Annotated in this window: 10 protein-coding genes and 2 pseudogenes; 3 read left to right on the top strand and 9 right to left on the bottom strand. The window is 65.2% G+C overall.

Translation table 11 applies throughout. The features are described 5' to 3' along the window. Positions 1 to 16 precede the first annotated feature (16 nt). The 6 genes from JE024_RS38740 to JE024_RS38715 form a co-directional block, all read right to left on the bottom strand. The gene (locus JE024_RS38740; protein ID WP_244883781.1) at positions 17 to 1,012 is read right to left on the bottom strand and encodes a S8 family serine peptidase; all 996 of its coding nucleotides are present in this window, start codon (positions 1,010 to 1,012) and stop codon (positions 17 to 19) included. A 325-nt stretch (positions 1,013 to 1,337) separates the two neighbouring features. Continuing rightward, entirely contained in the window at positions 1,338 to 4,670 is a 3,333-nt protein-coding gene (locus JE024_RS38735) for a right-handed parallel beta-helix repeat-containing protein (RefSeq protein ID WP_205378677.1), read from the bottom strand. Positions 4,671 to 5,276: 606 nt separating this feature from the next. Further along, positions 5,277 to 5,936: a hypothetical protein gene (locus tag JE024_RS38730; RefSeq protein WP_205378676.1), complete on the bottom strand. Its 660-nt coding sequence runs from the start codon at positions 5,934 to 5,936 to the stop codon at positions 5,277 to 5,279. A gap of 2,995 nt (positions 5,937 to 8,931) precedes the next feature. After that, positions 8,932 to 9,312 carry a DUF6009 family protein gene (locus JE024_RS38725; protein WP_205378675.1) on the bottom strand — a complete coding sequence of 127 codons (381 nt, stop codon included), beginning with the start codon at positions 9,310 to 9,312 and terminating at the stop codon, positions 8,932 to 8,934. A 136-nt stretch (positions 9,313 to 9,448) separates the two neighbouring features. Beyond that, positions 9,449 to 10,993, bottom strand: coding sequence for a DNA primase family protein (locus tag JE024_RS38720; RefSeq protein WP_205378674.1), 1,545 nt, complete (start codon positions 10,991 to 10,993; stop codon positions 9,449 to 9,451). Next, entirely contained in the window at positions 10,990 to 12,006 is a 1,017-nt protein-coding gene (locus JE024_RS38715; RefSeq protein WP_205378943.1) for a bifunctional DNA primase/polymerase, read from the bottom strand. Before JE024_RS38715 ends, JE024_RS38720 begins: the two co-directional genes overlap by 4 nt. Positions 12,007 to 13,292: 1,286 nt before the next feature. Between JE024_RS38715 and JE024_RS42625 the strand changes: the two are divergent. Further along, positions 13,293 to 14,343 (top strand): annotated as a pseudogene (locus JE024_RS42625) (IS630 family transposase). Between the two features lie 60 nt (positions 14,344 to 14,403). Here JE024_RS42625 and JE024_RS42495 read toward each other — a convergent pair. The 3 genes from JE024_RS42495 to JE024_RS38695 form a co-directional block, all read right to left on the bottom strand. Further along, a complete protein-coding gene (locus tag JE024_RS42495; RefSeq protein ID WP_372449925.1) occupies positions 14,404 to 14,775 on the bottom strand; it encodes a DUF4279 domain-containing protein in 372 nt (123 codons plus the stop codon). 380 nt (positions 14,776 to 15,155) lie between these two features. Further along, on the bottom strand, positions 15,156 to 15,338 hold the full coding sequence (locus tag JE024_RS38700) for a hypothetical protein (protein WP_205378672.1): 183 nt from the start codon (positions 15,336 to 15,338) through the stop codon (positions 15,156 to 15,158). 430 nt (positions 15,339 to 15,768) lie between these two features. Next, complete coding sequence (locus JE024_RS38695; RefSeq protein ID WP_205378671.1) at positions 15,769 to 16,047, bottom strand: hypothetical protein; 279 nt, start codon at positions 16,045 to 16,047, stop codon at positions 15,769 to 15,771. Positions 16,048 to 16,316: 269 nt separating this feature from the next. Between JE024_RS38695 and JE024_RS38690 the strand changes: the two are divergent. Together JE024_RS38690 and JE024_RS38685 are read left to right on the top strand one after the other, a co-directional pair. After that, positions 16,317 to 17,094 (top strand): annotated as a pseudogene (locus tag JE024_RS38690) (transposase). 62 nt (positions 17,095 to 17,156) lie between these two features. Next, entirely contained in the window at positions 17,157 to 17,642 is a 486-nt protein-coding gene (locus tag JE024_RS38685; protein WP_205378670.1) for a hypothetical protein, read from the top strand. Positions 17,643 to 18,395 lie beyond the last annotated feature (753 nt).

Here is an 18,395-nt window from a genome sequence, read left to right as displayed (position 1 = left end):
GCCTTTTCAAGATCTCTTACACAGATGGGTCATTCGCATTCGGGTGTACAGGTTGCGCCTTTCGGGGCTGCCATCCTCGAGAACGCCCACGGGGAACGGCGATGACGACGCATGCGACCACGACGATGAGAAGGACACCTGCGACAAGGACGACGATCGAGCGGCTGATGGCGCGATGCTCGGCCGGGTTGGTGACCGGCATGTCGACGGGCGCTGGACGTCGAGAAACGACGCCAGGAGACGCAGCTCTGTCCTGGACCGCAGTCACGGCTGCGTAGGGGTCGAGGTAAGGAACTCGTGCGGGAAAAGCAGTGGTGAGCAGGCGCCTGCTTACTTCGCGGCCTGTCAGGTCAGGCTCGTCGGATAGTACGAGTGCGGCAGTGCCCGTTGCGAAAGCGGCGGCCAGGGAAGATCCTGAGCCAAGAAAGTGACCCGACCCCCGTGGACCAGTACTGACGATCTTGTCACCGGGCGCTCGGAGGTCGGCCTCGAGGGGCACCGGCGTTCCAGTCGGCGCATTGCCGTCAGGACCGACCCCCCACACGGACAGCACTCCTGGATAGGCAGCCGGCCAATAGCTCTGCGGAGCGTCAGCACCGGTTGCGGACTCCGCATCGGGGGCTGCCGGCGCGACAATGACAGCACCATTGCCCAATGCATCGGCGACGGCCGTCATCAACTCAGCCGACCCGGTGCGCAGCGCCGCTGAGACGTGGATGATCTCTGCCCCGGCGTCGGCGGCAGTGCGTATGCCCAGTGCCACCGTCCCCGCACTGGCCAGCCCTCGTTGGTCCGTGCCCCGGACAGCAAGAACTTGCGCTTTCGGCGCTACTCCGCCAAACGGCACCCGCTCATCTACGCGACCGGCGATGAGCGCGGCAACGAAGCTGCCGTGCCCGACACAGTCGTTACTCGCGTCGCCGCGGCTGGAAACGCGTCCGGCAACGGCTGTGGCTGTCCTCGATACGCCAGTGTCGACGACGGCTACCGTCACTCCCTCCCCGCTGGCCATCTTCCATGCGCGGGTCAGTTCGAGCTGCTGCTGCTCCCATGGTGAGCCTTCGATCTTGGCACTCGACGGGCCGGTGCAACCTCTCGTACTGGAGAGGGTCGTAGGGATGCGAGGCACTTTGACTGGCTCCCGCGGAGTGGCCGCCGCCGGCAGCACCCCCAGGGCGGAGACGGCAAGCAGTGAGGCAAGCACGCAGGAGACTGAGCGTAGGTGACCTCGTGCGGAACCGCTGCGCGAGCCCCTTGTTGAACTACTCGGTCGTGCGTCGTTCCGGGGGCAGCGGGGGCGCCCGTGCAGATCGCCGCCCGCTGGGCGGCGTCCACCGTCACCCATGTGCCGCTCCCCTGCGGCCTATGTCCTGTGGGAGCAGCATGCGCAAATCGTCGATCGTGGGGGCGGCCAGAGCGCTCAGGCGACTTGCTTGGCGTGTGCTCATCTCTTCCAGTACCTGCCGGGCCAGACGTGCGTTTCCGAAGCTGCGGTCGCGGGGCAGCGAGTCGAAGTAGGTCTGCAGCATGGCCGCGGTGTCTGGGCCGCACTCGTATCCCGATGCTGCTGCGTGCTGGCGAACGATGGTGACCAGGTCTTGCGAGGAGTAGTCGGTGAAGCGTACTCGCCGGGAGAACCGGGAGGTGAGTCCCGGGTTGGAGGCAAGGAAATGGTTCATTTCGTCGGTGTATCCCGCGACGATGACGACGACTTCGTCGCGGTGGTCCTCCATCAGCTTGAGCAATGTGTCCACGGCTTCTTGGCCGAAGTCCGAGCCAGCGGACGGGCCGCGTGGCGTCAGTGTGTAGGCCTCGTCGATGAAAAGCACGCCGCCGATGGCGCGTTCGAAGGCGTCGCGTGTGAGTTGGGCGGTGTGGCCGATGTAGCGGCCGACGAGATCGGCCCGGGCCACCTCCACCAGCTGTCCTCTGGGAAGAACCCCCAGGGAGACGAGCAGGGTGGCATAGAGACGGGCAACGGTGGTCTTACCGGTGCCGGGTGGGCCCGTGAAGACCAGATGGTTGCTGATCCGTAGCGAGGGGAGGCCTGCAGCCTCGCGTTGTCGTGCGGCGGACAGGAGGTTCACCATGTCCGTGACGTCTCGCTTGACCTCTTCGAGACCGACCATCTCCGCTAGTTGCTCCAGCGGATCGTCTTCCCGTGGGCGAAGGGAAGGGTCGTCACTGATGGCTGCTGCGGCTTCGTCGCTCACGTCTTCGGCGAGGAGCGTGCGCAGATCGGACTCCCCGACGTCCGGATGAGTGGCCAGACGGAATGCCTGGCGGTCAACCATTTCCTCGAAGACCTGTCGGGCGGCACGGCCGTTACCGAAGGTAGCGTCGCGTGGCATGCGCTCGAAGTGGTCGGCCAGAGCCTTGGTTGTTCCTTCATCCAACTCGTATTGGTGAGTGGCACACATACTTTCGATGATCATGACCAGCTCGGGCACGCTGTAATTCTCGAACTCGACCGTTCGGGAAAATCGCGAGGCAAGGCCGGGGTTGGATCCGAGGAACGAGTGCATCTCCTGGGAGTAGCCGGCGGCGATCACGACGACATCGTCGCGGTGGTCTTCCATGAGCTTGAGCAAGGTGTCCACGGCCTCGCGTCCGAAATCCGGACCTGAACCACGGCTGTCAGAGGTCAGGGCGTATGCCTCATCGATGAAAAGCACGCCGCCCAGGGCACGGTTGAAGGTTTCGGTGGTCTTGATGGCGGTGCCGCCAATGACCTGCGCCACCAGATCGGCGCGAGAGACTTCCACGAGGTGCCCTGAGCGCAAGGCCCCGAGCTCCGCGAGAACCGCGCCGTAGAGCCGGGCGACGGTGGTCTTACCGGTACCGGGGGGGCCGGCGAAAACGAGATGGCGACTCATAGGAGGCGCTGACATGCCGAGCCGCGCACGCCGCTGAGCAAGCTGGGTCAAGTTCACCAGCATGCGAACCTGGCGCTTGACATTGTCCAGGCCGATGAGCAGCTCCAACTCGGCGAGAGGACCCTCTTCCCGCGCTTCCGCCGAGCCGTCCCCGAGAGGTCCCGTCCCTGCCGGGTCCGCACCCTGGGCTTCGCCGAGGCCGTAGGCGTCGCGTCTGCCGTTGTTCGAACTGGTGAGGCCGTCCACTGCGAGCCGGTCCCCGGGCCGCGTCTGGATGAGACCCCCACCCCGGTTGTCACGGGTGGTGCAGTTGACGAGTGACACCGCCTCGGTCGACTCCACATGCACACCGTCGCGGGCGCTCTCGCTGAACTCACAGGCGTTGAAGGAGCCACGGCCGCCGGTAGCCAGCAGTGCTCCGTGTCCGTCGCTGCGCACGACGCGCACACGCGTGGCGGCCAGATTGCCGTCTTGTTCGACCAGCACTCCGGCGCGCGCTGCAGTGTGAATCTCGCAGTCGCGGATCGAAGCGCTTCCCTCTGCCCCGACTGAAAGCCCTCCGGCCGCGGATGCGCGCACCACTCCCCCGCCGATCTGCGCGTTCCCTCCACTGTCGACACGGATGCCGGCTCCTCCGGAGTCTACGATCTCGCAGTCTTCAAGGCGCCCTCGGCCGTCCTGGACGACCTCAACCCCGTTGCCCTTCGCCCCGACGATCCGTGCGCGACGCAGCAGCGGGTTGGCGCTGAAGCGAATACTCACTCCGGCGCCTGCTGCGCCGGAGATCTCCAAGCGGTCGAACTCTGCCGTGGAGTCCTCTTCCAACAGGACAGCCGTGTCAGCACAGTCGCGGACAGAGAGCCCGATCAGTGAGGGAGAGCATGAACCGCTCACCTTGAGTGCGGGCGCGACGGAGGAGTCGAGCGAGCACCCTTCGAACGTGCCGCGTGCCTGACCCACGATAAGCACTCCGTGGCCCTGGGTGCGGGAAGTTCGGCAGGCGCGCAGCACGGGGTTGGCGTCACCGGACACGACGATGCCGGCGCCTGTGGTGCTTGTCGCCTCTACTTCGTCCAGTGTCGTCCGGCCCTCGCTGGCGATGTGGATGGCCACGTCGACATCGTGCACGGTGGTGCGGCTCACCTGGATGCTCGAGCGTTCTTCGAGAGCGATGCCGGGCTTGGTGGTGGACGAGATGTCGCAGTTCTTCACTTCGCCCTGCGCCTCGCTGTTGGCGAAGATGCCGTTGCCGCGAGCGTCGCGAACGGTGCAGTTCAGGATTCTCAAGTTGCCGCGGTCACCAATGACGACACCTGACGTCTCGAGGTGCTCGATCGTGCAGGATTCGACCAAGCTTTCTACCGTCGACGTGATGACGAGACCGGCGCCACGGGGGTTGCTCACTCTGCAGTCTCGTAGGGCAACGGAACCGGTGCCTCGCGCAACCAAAGCTGTCCAGGCCGAACCGACGATCTCGCATCCGTCCATGGCGGCCTGGCCGCGCTGGGCGTCCACTACGGGCAGATCTTCGTCCTTGCCCCGCAGAACGAGGTCCGTGAGCTTGGCAGCGTCGGCTTGAAGCGTTACGGCTGTTCCGCGCCTTGGGCAGATTTCGACACTGCCGTGAGCGCCCTCGGCGACAATGGTCACCCGTGTGGAGACGGTGAGGTTCTCGGCGTATGTGCCGGGGCGGACACTGATCACCGCGCCAGTGCGCGCGTGTGCGAGCGCCTCCGCGATGGTGCGAAAGCCTGCCGACCCGTCCGGGGCGACGGTCAGTACCTGGCGTGACACGCCTGGGCCTCCTCACGAGTGGCCGTCACGGACGTCGTCCATCCGTGGTCCGTCACTGGCCTGGTTCGCCGGCGTGGTCGCTCCGAGGAGTCAGCCATATGACGTTCCACAGGTGCCGGATCCAACGCGCCGCCCTCTCGGAGTGCACGCAGAGCCTCAGAGTGCTCTGTGCGCGGAACAGTTCATGGCATCGCTCCGGTAGCCGCCGCGTGGGCCGTCACCTGGCTCCTGACCGCCTCATGGCTGGCAGGCGACCAGTGGCCGGTGGCTTTAGGCCTGACGGGGCATCTGTTCCTTCCGCAGGTCGTGGTGAAAGCGGGTGGGAGAGGAGTCATGCCATTGCCTACTGCGGCATCCGCCGGGGGCCGTCGAGCAGAGGGACCGCGTTACGTAGCCGCTTAGGAAGTTAACCGGTCGCGGCTGCACACTCCGAGGGATCTCAGGGTGAAGTGGCCAGTCGTACAGCTACATCTTCCTGAACTGCCCCTAGGATGCTCCGCAGGAGGAGCATGTTGGCAAATACCAACTACTCAATTGCCGACGCGCAACTGCTCACTTCCTTGCGAGCAGAGGGTGACGGGGAGACGCCATGACGGCGCCCTCGCGTCATCCCGTTGTGTCTGCTGGAGGTACGGTCTCATCTGCATCCGCCGACCGCGGCACAGCGGTCACGGGAATCAATCCCGGCGGGGTGTGGAAGGCCCAGGTATAGGCCTCGGGTAGAGGCTCAATACTGCGCGCGCTCCGAACCGCTTCTGCGGCAGCCGCGAGGCCGGTCAGGGCGGTGTCGTCGAGTGCAACGCGCGCTGTGGGGGCGCCGTCTGCAGCTACCTCCGAGGGAGCAAGTTCGCGCAACATGATTTGGTTCCGGTCCCCGCTGGAGGTATGTAGAACCTTGAAAACCGTGCCTGGAAGAAACAGGACGCGGTCGGGAACCTGTGCATCCATCAGCGTTGTCCGGCGGGCCGTCCTGGACCAGATCAGGATGTCCGTATTTCCAGGCAGACCGGGACGGGCTGTGGTCAGCGCACCGCAAAAGCCCCACTCGACCACGGCAGCACCTTCGCGGTACCAAGCTCGTTCGTCCTCGGTCAATGTGGCGCGAAGAATCGTGGCCCCGCGGTACGTCGGCAATCGGGTCAGGCCGGACGTGACGCAGCGGGCCAACGGTACGTGCGGGCCGGTTTGACCACGCCGCAGGGCATCGTTCACTTGCCCCGCTGTGTTGGTCAGGTAGACGAACACAGCCACGAGGTCGTCGACCATGCCCGGGATGCTGCCGCCGGCGCGCAGGCCCGGAGATTCCGACATGACCCGGGACACCGAACCTGCAGCGGCGTCGTACCGCTGCCCCAGGTGGGCTCGCAAAGACGCACGCTCGCGAGAGAGGTCCATGGCCCGCGGTGTAGCGCTGGCCGACTCGTCCGGCACTGGCTGAACATGCACCGGTGGTGCTGCGGGTTCAGGTTCACCCTCCAGGCCTAGGTCCTCTGCCGGGGGCGACGGACTCGCCTCGTCGTCTAGGGCAGAGAGGGCTGAGCCTGTCACCCGTTGGAGGGCACTGTCATTCACCTCGGCGCCCTGGGCCGGCGTGTCCGGCAGGTCGTCCGGTCGCTGGCTGTGTCCCGCATCCCGCTGTGAGGCAGAGGCGTGCCCATCGTTCGCGGCACTTAGCGCAACACCTGACGGTGTTTCCTGGTTCGCCAGCAGGTCAGGCATATCTCCGGCAAGGGCAGAGGCCGCAGCAATGGGCGTCGAGGCCGACTCGAGGCGCATGCCGGTGGGAGGCGGGCTTGCGACTGTCGGGAGTGCGCTGCTCCAGGGTGCTGGCGTCGGGTCGTCTCGCCTTCGGTCGACTCCGGGCTGCGGGCCGCCTTCAGCTTGAGAGCGGGGCTCGGCAGTGCTCTGCGTCGGCGTAGGCACCCACATGGGAGCCATTGCGGGTGCCTCAACTGGAGTTACGGGGTTCGGTGCCGCAAGCGGAGGTGTCGTCGGCCGCGGTGGCAGAGGCGTCAGTCGCTGACTGTTCTGAGGCGCGAAGGGGGATGGTGTTGGCTCAGCGATACTGATCGTCGCATCTGGGCTGACCGACGTGTCAGGCCCCTCATACCGCTCGATGACCGGTGTAGAGGCCGTTTGAGAGTTGGCACCATTCGATTCTGCCGCCGCCGGAACACTGCGTGATCCCGCGCCACCGGCTGGCACGATCAGACTGTGACGTCGCGTTGACGGGTCGAGCTGTTCGAGCAGCTCGTGTGCCAGGCCACGCATGCGTGCCGCTACCTGCGGCGTGGACTCGTCGAAGAGGATGGTGGCGTGCCGGGCGTCAGCAGGCCTGTGTCGGATGCCGTCCGAGTCCTCCGGTTCCTCAGGGGACCGGAGCCACAGGCCGCTCTGGACGATTTCCAGCGTTGCGTCGGCGGCGAACTGGTAAACGCCGCGGCGGATCTCCTTGAGTCCCTGGATCGGCGGTCGGCAGCTGAGAGGCACTGGTGGAGAGGGGCGCCCACCGGTCAGGGCCTGCGGTGTATACGCCAACTCACTCACGTAGGGCCGCCAGCCGAGTGGCCCGTCCTCGCGAAGTGTGTGGATTTGGACGGCGTCACCGGCCTGCCCGACTGCCGGCAGGCCGTTGTACACGATCGCACCGTGGGAGAGCAGGTCGGCGAGGGCCTGCCCCAGTTCAACATTGTCCGGCAGTTCGACACGACCGTAGGGAACGAACCGAACTCGTGGCCGCATGCTGGTCGCGAGGGTGTCCCAGAACGCCACTACGCTCTGCAGCGGCAGCGGAGCGCCGCCTGGCGCTCCCAGCACTACGGCGAGCAGTTCGGAGTCAGCGATGACCCTGTCGGCCAGCTGCTGGCGCGCCTCATCCAGTTCGCCTTGATCACAATGCAGCCACACCCCTCCCGCTATCGGCTCGGCTGTGGCGTACTGTCCGCTGGCTACGGGTTCGTCAGGGATCGAGTACTCCCAGTGAGGCTTGGGAAAGCGCCGCGAGTCCGGCATAGCAGGCCTGCCGGACTGGTGTCGCAACCATCCCAGCCCCGCGCCAGGGGGCACGAAGAGGGCCCCGCCGGCCGTCGCCAGCAGGGTTCCATCCGGCGCCAATACGACGCGATCGAGCTTGTCAGCCAGCCATTGCGCTGTTTCGCTCACCTCTGCACCCGAGCAGTGCTGCCCCGGCACCAAGCGGAAGCTCCCTGAACGCCGATGGAGTACACGGGCCAGGGACTCCAGGGCCGATGATTCGGGCCGCGGGGGAAGATCGAGAACTACAAGGTTGTGCTGGTGGTCCGTTGCCAGGCTTTCGGCGAAGGCTTGTGCTGTCGTGTTCAGCGCGCGGCGGGGATGCACGAGCAGCGTGTTTCCGACACTTCGCGCCACGAGGGCTCGTGGGCCCATAGGTCCAAGGTTCGGGGTCAGTTTCACGCTGCTGGCCCTGCTTGGCCGCAAGTGCGGTTGGCCCCCTCGCGATAGGCGCGCATACGCGCGAGGCCTATCGGAGAGTGCGGACAAGCACTGGTGAAGGATCGTTCCTCGACGTCGCAGGTGCCTGACCGGTGTATGCAGGCTTCCGTACGCGGCTTGTCCCTGAAGGACCGTCGTGCAGTCGAAGGGCGAGCGTCCGCTGGACCTGCAGGTCGAGCTGGCCGACTACGCACGTCGATGAAGTTGCGCCTCACGCCATAGAACAACATCGAGGGCAGCAGGTACGTGGGCTTCCCTGTCACAACTGTTGAGCCGCCCGCGGGCCACTGGCCAGACACAGCCCGAATACGCAAGGAGCGGCCCACGTGCAGTCGGAATGAGGGCTGCGCTCCATGCGTCTCCTTGGCGTTGACAAGGCTGCTCACGTGGAAAGGATAGGAAGCCTCGTCCACCTCGCCCAGCCTGACGCAAGAGCGTGCCCGGAAGTGCACAACGTTCTGCCTGAGTCTGGGAAGGAACCCGGGCCTGCAGCCCCCAGCCCATGAGTCTGTCCAGCAGGCAGACTGAGAGCCAGGCACCACTTCTCCCCGCGGACAGCGGCTTCGTCCGGCACTCCCGCCGGCGACAGCGGTCCGGCTCCCCTGTCCAGTCCCGCCGAATATTGAACTCCGACAACTGACCCCGGGACGTTCCGCCTTCCCATCCTCATGACCAGAAGAGGCTCTCCAACGGCAGGTTCACCCAACGTAGCGATGCACTGATGGTGCCGCTCCCGCTACTTGCCGACCCACGCCAAGGCGATCGCACGTACATGACGGGCGCAACGTCAGGAGGGAACTGCCGTCCCGCTGCACTTCCCTTGCGACCGAGGCGTCTTCTCACCGACACAGCGTGGCAGAACGGTGCGGGGGTCAACCGCTTCGCCAGGAGCGCCTTCCTTGTACAGGCCCTCCGGTTCGTTGGGCCTGTCATGTGGCAACAAGAAGAAGGTGCGTCGCTGGAAAAGACCGCTATCCGGGCTGGCTTCGGCATCCGCGTCGAGCTCTGCGTACCCAACGATTCGGCCATCACGGGCGTACCGAGGTCTCCCGGTTCGGCGGCCACTCTTGTCCAGAGCTTGACGGACATAGTCAAGGTTGTCGAGGTCTTCCAGCCACACCACGTTCGCTTCATGTGCGAGCTGGCGTTCGTGAAGCAGCGAGCTCATGGACGGAGCTCCTTATCGTGAGATGGCCATGCGAGGCCGGTCGCAGGGTGAGGCCGGTGGGCCGGAAGCAGACGAACCCTTGGTGTGGGCGTCTCCATGGTATGACGACTCTCTGTTGCACGGCAGGGTTGCTTTGTCATGTGCGTTTGGCAGATGCATCGTCGTTGCGGACTGCGTCGTGTTCTGGGAGCAGAGCAAGCGCCGGGTAGTACTTCTTCCCACTCGACTTGAGCATCTCTGCCGGCGAGGCCAGTCCCACTTCCTGCCGGATGCGGCTTGCGAATGGCCGTGCCGTGTCAGCTCTGATGCCCTCAGCGTTGCACCAAGCGGTGTAGGCAGCGAAGAGGAGTCCTTGTTCTACACGAAGATCGCCGGTCTCTTGGGCCTGGCGTACGCAGCATTCGGTCAGGAACCGGCCGATGTGGTCCTCGGTCGTCTCGTAGGCGGCCGTGGCCAGGCGGACAGTGGCCGGTCCGGTGAGAGCGTCCCGTGTGGCGAGGTAGCGGATGGCGCCCCGGATCAACCAGTGGAGGATGCCGGGGCCTTCCTCCTGGACGAGTTCGCCCGCTAGGTTGTCGATCTTGCGCTCTGCGGGGACGACCCGTTCGAAGGGGATGAGCCGGATGCGGCGCCAGAAGGCGTAGCCCCCGGTGCCGACTTCAGGTTGGTGGTTCCCTAGTAGCCACAGCTTGTGGGTTGGCGAGAAACTGAAGTAGTCCTGCCGCATCCTCCGCGCTTTGATCTTTTCCCCGCCGGTCAGCAGTTTCACTCGCGCTTCGTCAAACTTGTCGTTGGGCTTCAGTTCACTGCAGACGAAGATGCGCCGCCCATGCAGTTCAGTGAGTTCGGTGGAGTGTTCGGCGAAGATCCCCTTGTCCATGAGGAAGCCTGGCGGGGCGGCGTCGGCATAGTCGCCCATGATCTGGATCATGACGTCCAGCAGAACCGATTTGCCATTGGCCCCTTTGCCCCACAAGAACGGCAGGACCTGCGCGCCCACATCGCCGGTGATCGAGTAGCCGAGCAGCAGGTGCAGAAAGTCGATCATCTCCTGGCCCTTGGCGTCCTCACCGAAGGTGTCCTCGAGAAAGGCCTGCCATCGGGGGGTCGGCGTGGGCTGGGGAGCGACATTCGTTGCGCGTGAGTGCAGATCCCGCAGAGGGTCCGGCTCCCGTATGCGACCTGTGCGGAGATCGACGACGCCAGCGGGAGTGCACAGGGAGTAGGCGTCTCCGTCGAGAACGTCCGGTTCCAGGCTGAGTGCGGGTGCTGCTTTGGCTTGGTGGAGTAGTGCTTTCATCCCGCTGGTGGACATGCTGCGCTGGCGATGCCGGGCGATGTCTCGATCGGTGAACACACCATTGGGATCGGTGGCGGCTATCTGCTCCGCCATGTCGCCGGCGGCCCACAACGCTGCCTTCTCTCCGCCTACTCGCTTCCAGCGGAATTTGTCCCAGCAGTACCAGCCGAGGCCTTCCACATGGCGAAACTGACCGCTGTAGAGCTCGGCGAAGAGCTTGGCGTTGCCGCGGTCAGTCAGCATGGGTGGCAGCAACGTACTCGTGTGGCCGGTAGGAGTCTGCGGTTGATGATGGGGCCGAGCCGGGCTGAGGCTTTCGAAGTCCAACATCTGTTGAGCGGCGGCAGCGGCGTTGAAGCGGTTGCTCTCGGCGCTACTCATGCGAGTCCTTTGGGGTGAAACGGGCGACTGGCACCTGCGGCAAGGGCTGCATCTATGATCATCTCGCTACGGCGGTCCTGGTGTGGGCGGGCGTAGCGGGCTGCATCGACCAACTGGTGCCGGACGTTGTCCTGGTCTAGATGGCCAGCGCTGGCTAGTCCACCAGCGGTGTAGGCCGCGCGATTGAGCTTTTCAGTGAAGCTGGTTCCTTCCGCACGGGCACCGCACTCGCGGATGGCCTCCAGCAGCGGTTGCAAGAGAGCTCGTGCAGCATCCAACTGGGGAGAGCGGCTGCGGATCCGCTGCCTGGAGCGGGGAAATGGGACGGACTGCACGACGTGCCCTGTGCGCTCAAGGTCGGCAGCGAGCCAGGCGGGGAGGCTTGCAGGGCGGCGGACGGCCCCAAGTGGAAGGTACGAGCCCGCGGACGTGCGGGTGGTGGGGGCGACGATGTATCCGCCGTGGGCACGAATGTCGACCTGCCAGGCGAGAGCCGCCTTGAGGCTCGAGCCGGTACTCGAGCGGTACCGGATTTCAGGGCGGGGGTTGGTGTACCAGACGTGCATCCCACCCGACGGGGTCCGCACCCGCAGGGTCGTGGCATCTTCGGCAGGGTTCTGTTCACGTCTGTAGGCGGCGAGGAGTGCAAGCGTGTCAAACCCGGAAGCGAGGCCGTCAAGGTTCACACGGTCGGGAATCGGGATTCCCGGGAGCAGCCTGGCCCGCGCCGGGACCTGCGCAGCGTGAGCGTCCACGTCCAGAACGATGAGGTGTGCTGGCCCACATGACACGCCTATGCCAGCGCGGGGCTCCAAGGCCCACCAACGATCGATCGTCGCTGGGTTGGTCGTCGCGCTGTGAAATCCGTGGCACCAACGGCCTTCTGGGTGGCAGGGACACTCAGCAGGCTCGTGGGAGCGCGTGCGGCATGACTCGCAGTTGGCGATCGGAGTCTTACGTCCCGGAGCTAGAGGGTGGACTGGCCACTGCTGGGCTGCGAACCAGCGGGCGATGTCCGAGGGGCGCGGAGGCTGCGCGACTCCGGGCGAAGTCAAATCGGCGTAGCGCTGCACTGTCGTCTGTTCCTCTGGTCTGGCCAGGCCTTGTTGCCCCGCCAGGGGTCTACAAGATTCCTGATCAGGGGACTACCGAGTTGGACTGAGGGACTGAAGGGACTGAATTTTTCTTATGGGGGAGCCTAACGCAGGAGGATTCCCTTTTCGGCAGGGCCGTCGTGTCGTCGCCGGCAGCCTGGCGTGGCGGCGAGGAGTCAGCGAGGGACTGGAGCGCGTGTCGGGATGTACCCAGCGCTCCCACACGCCTCAGTCCCCGCCGCGTATCCGCAGGTCAGAGCCCCGCCAAGGCGGAAGAAGGGACTGAAGGGACTCAATCCTCAAGTTAAGTCCTCAAAGCGAATGGTCTAGTCATTACGCCCTGCACCCGCGCGTATGCGCGCTCGTACCCGCGCTGGACAATTACCTTCCTCGGTCCCTTCAGTCCCTGTTAGTGCCGCAAGGGGCCTCTGATCTGCATCTTCTAGCAGGGACTGAACATTGAAGTGCCGAATGGGCAGAGTGCATGCATCTTTTTGCCCGATCGCCGCTTCGCTGCACCTTGCCTACGCTCAGAGGGCTGCCCTCAACGGCCGCACACCGGGGGCGCCTCCCCGGAAGCCGGGCTACGAGTCCCTTGAACCGGGCAACTCGCTCTTGCAATGCCTGACTTCTCAGAGCTGACAGGTAGTCCTTCCGCGGTGCCCTGCAGGCCTCTTGAAGCGTCCACCGCTGGGCCAGGGTGTGACCACTCCACGTTCAGGCACGCCAAGCGCCATTGAGAAAGTGACGATCAGCGGCTGTCCTCGGCAATGCAAGCCTTCATAACGAGGGGGGTGCTCGTCTGCGACTCTCATGAGCATGGGGACGGTTACTGCGTTGTCGGACATGCGGAGCAGGTCGCCCCACGCGCTGGCAGCAGCCGGATCTCCCTGCAGCATGAGACCGGCTGGCCTCGGTTCAAACCCTCGCGGGCAGTTGGGTGAGCCGCTCGGCCAAGGCGAAGGTGTCATCGTGGCGTATGGCAGCAATGCGTCTGCGGCACCGAGCGCTGGAGAACCGTGTCGTCTCGGTGTCATTGTCGCTACACATCTGGCCGGCGCGCCGAGCCAGCCAGAAGGGGTGGACCCACCAGTGTGCGGCCGGGGCGGTGTCGAGGTGTCCCCTCGCCTGCTACTGACCTTGATTGGGCGATGTCGGGGCCGTTCGCCTGACACCCGGAGGCTGGTGCCGGTAGCTCTGGGGGCGTGAGGTGTGGGCAGGGTGGTGGACTGACCGACGCCGAGAGGGGCACGCGGTAGCGGTTACGGCTGCAGGCCGTGGAGCGCTTTGATGCCGGTCAGAAGAACGGGGAGATCGCTGCCGCGCTACAGGTCGGTGGAGCGGTGGCGCCGGGCCTGGCGCGAGCAGGGCGAGGACGGGGTGCTGTCGAAGGGCTCGCCAGGTCGACCGCGACTCAGTGAGGCCCAGCTCAGCAGGCTGGAACGGGAGTTGGAGCGCGGCCCGCTGGCACATGGCTGGGCCGATCAGCGGTGGACCCTCGCCCGGATCAAGACGTTGATCGGTCGGCTGTTCCCACGTCTCGTACACCGTGGAGGGCACCTGGCGGTTGCTGAAGCGGCACGGCTGGTCCTGGCAGCAGCCCGCCCGAAGGGCGATCGAGCGCGACGACGAGGCGGTCGAGGTCTGGAGGAAGGAGACCTGGCCGCGGGTAAGTGCATCGCGGCGGAACGTGATGCCTGGGTGGTCTTCGAGGATGAAGCCGGGCAGTCGATGACTCCGCCGCGTGCCAGGACCTGGGGCCGGATCGGCCAAACCCCCGTCGTCCGGGTGCGGGGACGTGGCTCCGGACGCGTGTCAATGGCGGGTATGACCTGTTGCAAAACGGGCGAGCGGTCCCGGCTGATCTACGCGATACGCGAGTACCGGGGCCGCAAGGACGAGCCGAAGGGCTTCGGCTGGCGGGACTTCCGCGATCTGATCGTCCGCGCGCACGCCCAGCTCGGTGGCCCGATCGTGTTGGTTTGGGACAACGTCCGCCTCTACCTGACCGCCGAAATGCGGGAGTTCATCGCCGCGAGCGCCGAGTGGCTCACCGTGTTCCAGCTGCCGACCTACGCCCCGGACCTCAACCCGCAGGAGGGCATCTGGTCGATGGTCAAGCGCGACCTCGGCAACCTCGCGGCCGCCGACCTCAGCCAGATCACCAGAGCCGTAAAGCGTCGGCTCAAGAAGATCCAGTACCGTCCGGAGCTGGTCGACGGCTGCCTTGCCGGCACTGGCCTCATCCTCGACTAACCGCCAAGCCCGTCGACCCGACGTTGCCGGAGGCGACGCTCCCCCAACGACACCCACCTCTTACGTGGGCGGATAGAGGTCGAGAACGATGTCGAGTCCCAGCCCGCCGACCCCGGCGAGCAGGTGCGCCGTCAGGACGCAGCCTCCCTGACCGTTCTCACTGCCGAAACCGAGACACAGCTCCAGATCACAATCGACAGACAGGCGCGTCAGTTCCTCACGACACCCGTTGACCAGTCGGACCAGCGCCGTGACGTGCTCCTCAAGCTGGCTATCGCTTCCCAGTCCACTCCGCCGGATCCAGACGCTGGTCTCCCGCCGGGCGCTGCTCGGGTTTCGGGGACTCATCAAGCTCCCCTGCTCGAGCTGCTCGTCGGGGACGATCGCCAGGCGAACCGAGATCTCCTCGGCGCGGACCGTCCGGCTCGTGATCCGGATCGATCCTGCCGACTACTTCGTGTCCGGCAACGGCGAGTGCATCGTCAAGTGTTCTGGCACGTCCTCACAATCGCAGGCCCGTCAGCGGCAGGCCAGCGCATTCCTCAGGCTCCCCTTGCAGCCTGCCCGCCCGACATCACCCAATCAAGTTCAGTAGCCCTCGCTTGAGTGGCGGCAGAAACGGCCGACGCCACCGGCTGATGATCTCTGCGAGAGCTCCACTCTTACCTGTCCGACGCCGACTCGCCCGCCGGGGCTGCCACCTCTATCGATGACCTCACCCCGAATGGATTTGCACAGCGCATCCTGGAGCAGGCTTCGCAGTCTTCCGGCAAGTGCAGTTCAGTAATTGATCATGCTGGGAAAGGTGACTCTCAAGCCGCGATTCGTCCGCGTGCCACCATCGTGAGAGGCCGTCGCCGCGCACGCCGTTCGCCGAGGTCAACAGCCTGCTCTGTCTGCTCGTCCTGCAAGGAGGTGGGAACGTAGACGTCGTGAAGGCGGCGTCCGGTCTTGATGGCCCACTCTTCGCGGTAGCGCTCTGCAGAACTGGTCATTGTGTTCCCCTTCTCTGCTTGCTGAGCCATCGGCTCAGCAAGGTGGCGAGTGCCGTTGCGCTCGCTCTCCGGTTTGTACCCGACTCTGTGGGGCGGGCTTCACATACCAGTACGCAGCCACGCGCCCAGGTAGTTCAAATCAGAACCTCTTTATCTCGCGCAAACACCACCGACAGCCATCAAGACCGCTTGGCGTAGGCTTCGCGCGCCCGCCCCTGGCTGGTTGGCAGGGGCGGGCGCGAGCAGCGCGGGGTGAAAATGCAGGCACTTAGAGGTGTGAGTACAGGCAGTACGCCGCCCGGCATGAGGAGGGACGGCTTGGGGTGGGGCAGCATCGCATGTCAGGGCGGCCAGGAGGCCGCACTCTGTCGGCGCCATACCGGAGCAAGTCATGCCGCAGATAACAATCGACTACTCGCGCGAGGTTCCGTCAGCATTCGATCGACGGGCGTTTGCGCTCGCCCTCCACGCACTCATGGTCGAGTCCATCGGCGTGCGTCTCGAAGCCTGCAAGACTCGCTTCTATCTTGCCGATGAGGCATTTGTCGGCGACGGAAGCCGCAACGCTGTGGTTCACATCGGCATTGGGCTGCTTCCAGGGCTGACAGATGGAACGAAAGCAGCGCTTTCTGAAGTTGTCATCGATCTGCTGCAGGATCACCTTCGAAGGGCCGACGGGGCAGTTCCTCGAGTCTCCGTTGAAGTCCATGACCTTGAGGCTTACTGCAAGCGTTGATCCGCATTTAGACGTTCCGCCTTCTCCGGTCAAGCCGTGGTGGCCACAGTCAATCGAGTGCCTGAGCGCACGGCGCAACCGCACGCCCCAGCTCCTCGAAGGGGCAGTCTTCCGGAAGGTCGGCCGCTAGGCAGGGCAACACCCCTGGGCGCGGCGCCGCCAGCCGTGCGAGAGCGTGTCTCCTTGATCCGTGTCTTTTTGATCGGACATGCCTATCCGGCTAGCTAGTGATCACTGATGCGATGTGGGACCGGATCAAGCCGTTGATGCCGGGCGATCCCGTCCACGGTGGGCTACCCACTGTCAAACCCTGGACGCCATCGCGTGGAAGTACCGCGCCATCTCGCCGCGGCGGGACCTGCCAGAGGAGCTGGGTCATTCCAGACCGCTCACAAATAGTTGCTCAGGTGGGCTGGAGACGGTACTTGGCAACGGAATTACGCCGCGCTCCTCGTAGTGACCGGTAGCGCTGACGAGATCGGCTGGACTGTGCGTCAGTGGACTTCACCGTCCGCCGGACCCATCAGCACGCCGCCAGCGCCGGGACGAAGGGGCACCACTCCGGGCTGACCCTGATGACCCTGAGATGGGCGTGCTCGCGGCGGCCTGAGCACGAGAGTCCATCTCGTCAGCGACAGTCACGCGTGGCCCTTGGCTGTGCGTGTCACGGTGGGACAGGCGCGCGACGCGGCAGCTTTCGAGATGATCATGAACGGTATCTGTGTATCTGCGAAACGAGCCGGAAGGGCTGCGGCCCCGGCCGGACGCCGTCCTGGCGGATCACGCGTCTTGATCCCGCGCGACCGTGAGCATCTCCGGTGTCAAGGCATCCGTGCCGTGATCCCGCAGCCCGCCGACCATGTCGGTCACCGACTGCGGCGAGGCCGCGCCGGCGGCCGACCGTCCAGCTTCGACGTCGAGGACCAGTGGCTTGGCCTGGCCATGCGAACGGACAGGCTCGCCATCGCCTGCTGGGCAGCGCTCTACTTCGCTGCCATCCCCATCTGGGCTCGGGCGTAGGGGGCGTCGGGCCGCACATTTTGGAGAGGCACGTCCTCAACCCATGGTGGCAGGGTGCACCAATGGTCTTTCGACACCCTGACGGCGACTATGCGATCACCGCGATCTACTCTGTGGCCGATGACGCCTGGTATCTGGAACTGGATCTCGTGGCCGGGCAACGGAATCTCGTGACCGCAACCATCCCCGATGAGAATCCGGCACGGGAGCCGACAGTGTGTTTCAACCCGAGCACAGAACACACTGACGTCCCGTACAAGGTCATGCGCTGGTTCATGCACCAGGTTGATGAAGAGATCCGTAGCTCTCGTGCCTGGATGCAGCTCAGGCCGGAGCTCGTCGAGATCATCTACCAACTACGTCAGGAACACATGGGTGTCATCGACGATGACGACTTTCCTCAGATTGTGGCAGACCTGCTTACCACGGTCCCCGAGGAGGACCTCTCGGCTGTTCTAGAGGCCGCCTTCGGACGGAATCCCGACGGCACCATCATGAATCACTCGCAGACGCCCAAGCCTGTGGACGACCAAGGAGACAGAGCTTAGCCCTGGCGCCAACCATACCTAGTCGTCTGCCCTCCGCTCTGACCCCGCGGGGCTCGGCTGTCCCGTGCCGTCCTTCACACGCGCCTGGCGAGCTGCCCAGCCCCGGCAACAGTATCCCGTACAACTTCCCTAGAGCGGGGCCCCTCAAGACAGGCGCTGGGCTCCTGTGAGCAGGCGCAGTTAGGCGCTCATGCGCTGCGAGGAGAAGCCCGTGGCGACGCCCTGTCTCTCAGTTCGACGACGCAGCCTGCCAGCGCACGCCAGCTGGCAAGATGCCAGCCACCACCTCCCATCGGTTCGCTCACGAGGCGCAACGGTGCCCGGCCTTGTGCCTCGCCCAGGGCTGATCCGGCTCCCTGCTACCCCGGACGGCAACCACTCCCTCATCCTGGCCAGCCGATGCCCGCTGGATGACAGCACACTGCGTAGCAGGTTGAAACAGCTGGATCTAGAAGCGTCACGCCACGTGTCCAGTCGGCAGACCAGCAGAGTGAGCGCTCCATGCAGGGCGCCCGAGAGTAGCCCCGCTTGAACGCGGGGAGCACAGCACACTCGCGTGCTCAGGACACGGAGACGGAACATCCCGGCAGCACGCTGGGAGCGTCCGCTTCTACGCGTCGTAGGGGATCAGAACGGGACGGCGGCCTGCTGGCACGCGTTCAGCGATGGCGGCCAATCACCACCCAACCCACCGCAGCCGTCATGATCAGTAGCGGAGGCACTGGTCCGTAGCCGAGAACGCACGCAGCTCTC

The organism is Streptomyces zhihengii (assembly GCF_016919245.1).
GTDB classification, from domain to species: Bacteria; Actinomycetota; Actinomycetes; order Streptomycetales; family Streptomycetaceae; genus Streptomyces; species Streptomyces zhihengii.
The sequence above is the reverse complement of the archived record's forward strand: the minus strand, read 5'-3'. Positions and strand labels throughout refer to the sequence as shown.

Excerpts from the sequence above, each read along its gene's own strand:
- JE024_RS38740 (WP_244883781.1), bottom strand. The coding sequence starts at position 1,012 with ATGGCCAGCGGGGAGGGAGTGACGGTAGCCGTCGTCGACACTGGCGTA.
- JE024_RS38730 (WP_205378676.1), bottom strand. The coding sequence starts at position 5,936 with ATGGTCGACGACCTCGTGGCTGTGTTCGTCTACCTGACCAACACAGCG.
- JE024_RS38725 (WP_205378675.1), bottom strand. The coding sequence starts at position 9,312 with ATGAGCTCGCTGCTTCACGAACGCCAGCTCGCACATGAAGCGAACGTG.
- JE024_RS38720 (WP_205378674.1), bottom strand. The coding sequence starts at position 10,993 with ATGAGTAGCGCCGAGAGCAACCGCTTCAACGCCGCTGCCGCCGCTCAA.
- JE024_RS38700 (WP_205378672.1), bottom strand. The coding sequence starts at position 15,338 with ATGACCAGTTCTGCAGAGCGCTACCGCGAAGAGTGGGCCATCAAGACC.
- JE024_RS38695 (WP_205378671.1), bottom strand. The coding sequence starts at position 16,047 with ATGGACTTCAACGGAGACTCGAGGAACTGCCCCGTCGGCCCTTCGAAG.
- JE024_RS38685 (WP_205378670.1), top strand. The coding sequence starts at position 17,157 with ATGGTCTTTCGACACCCTGACGGCGACTATGCGATCACCGCGATCTAC.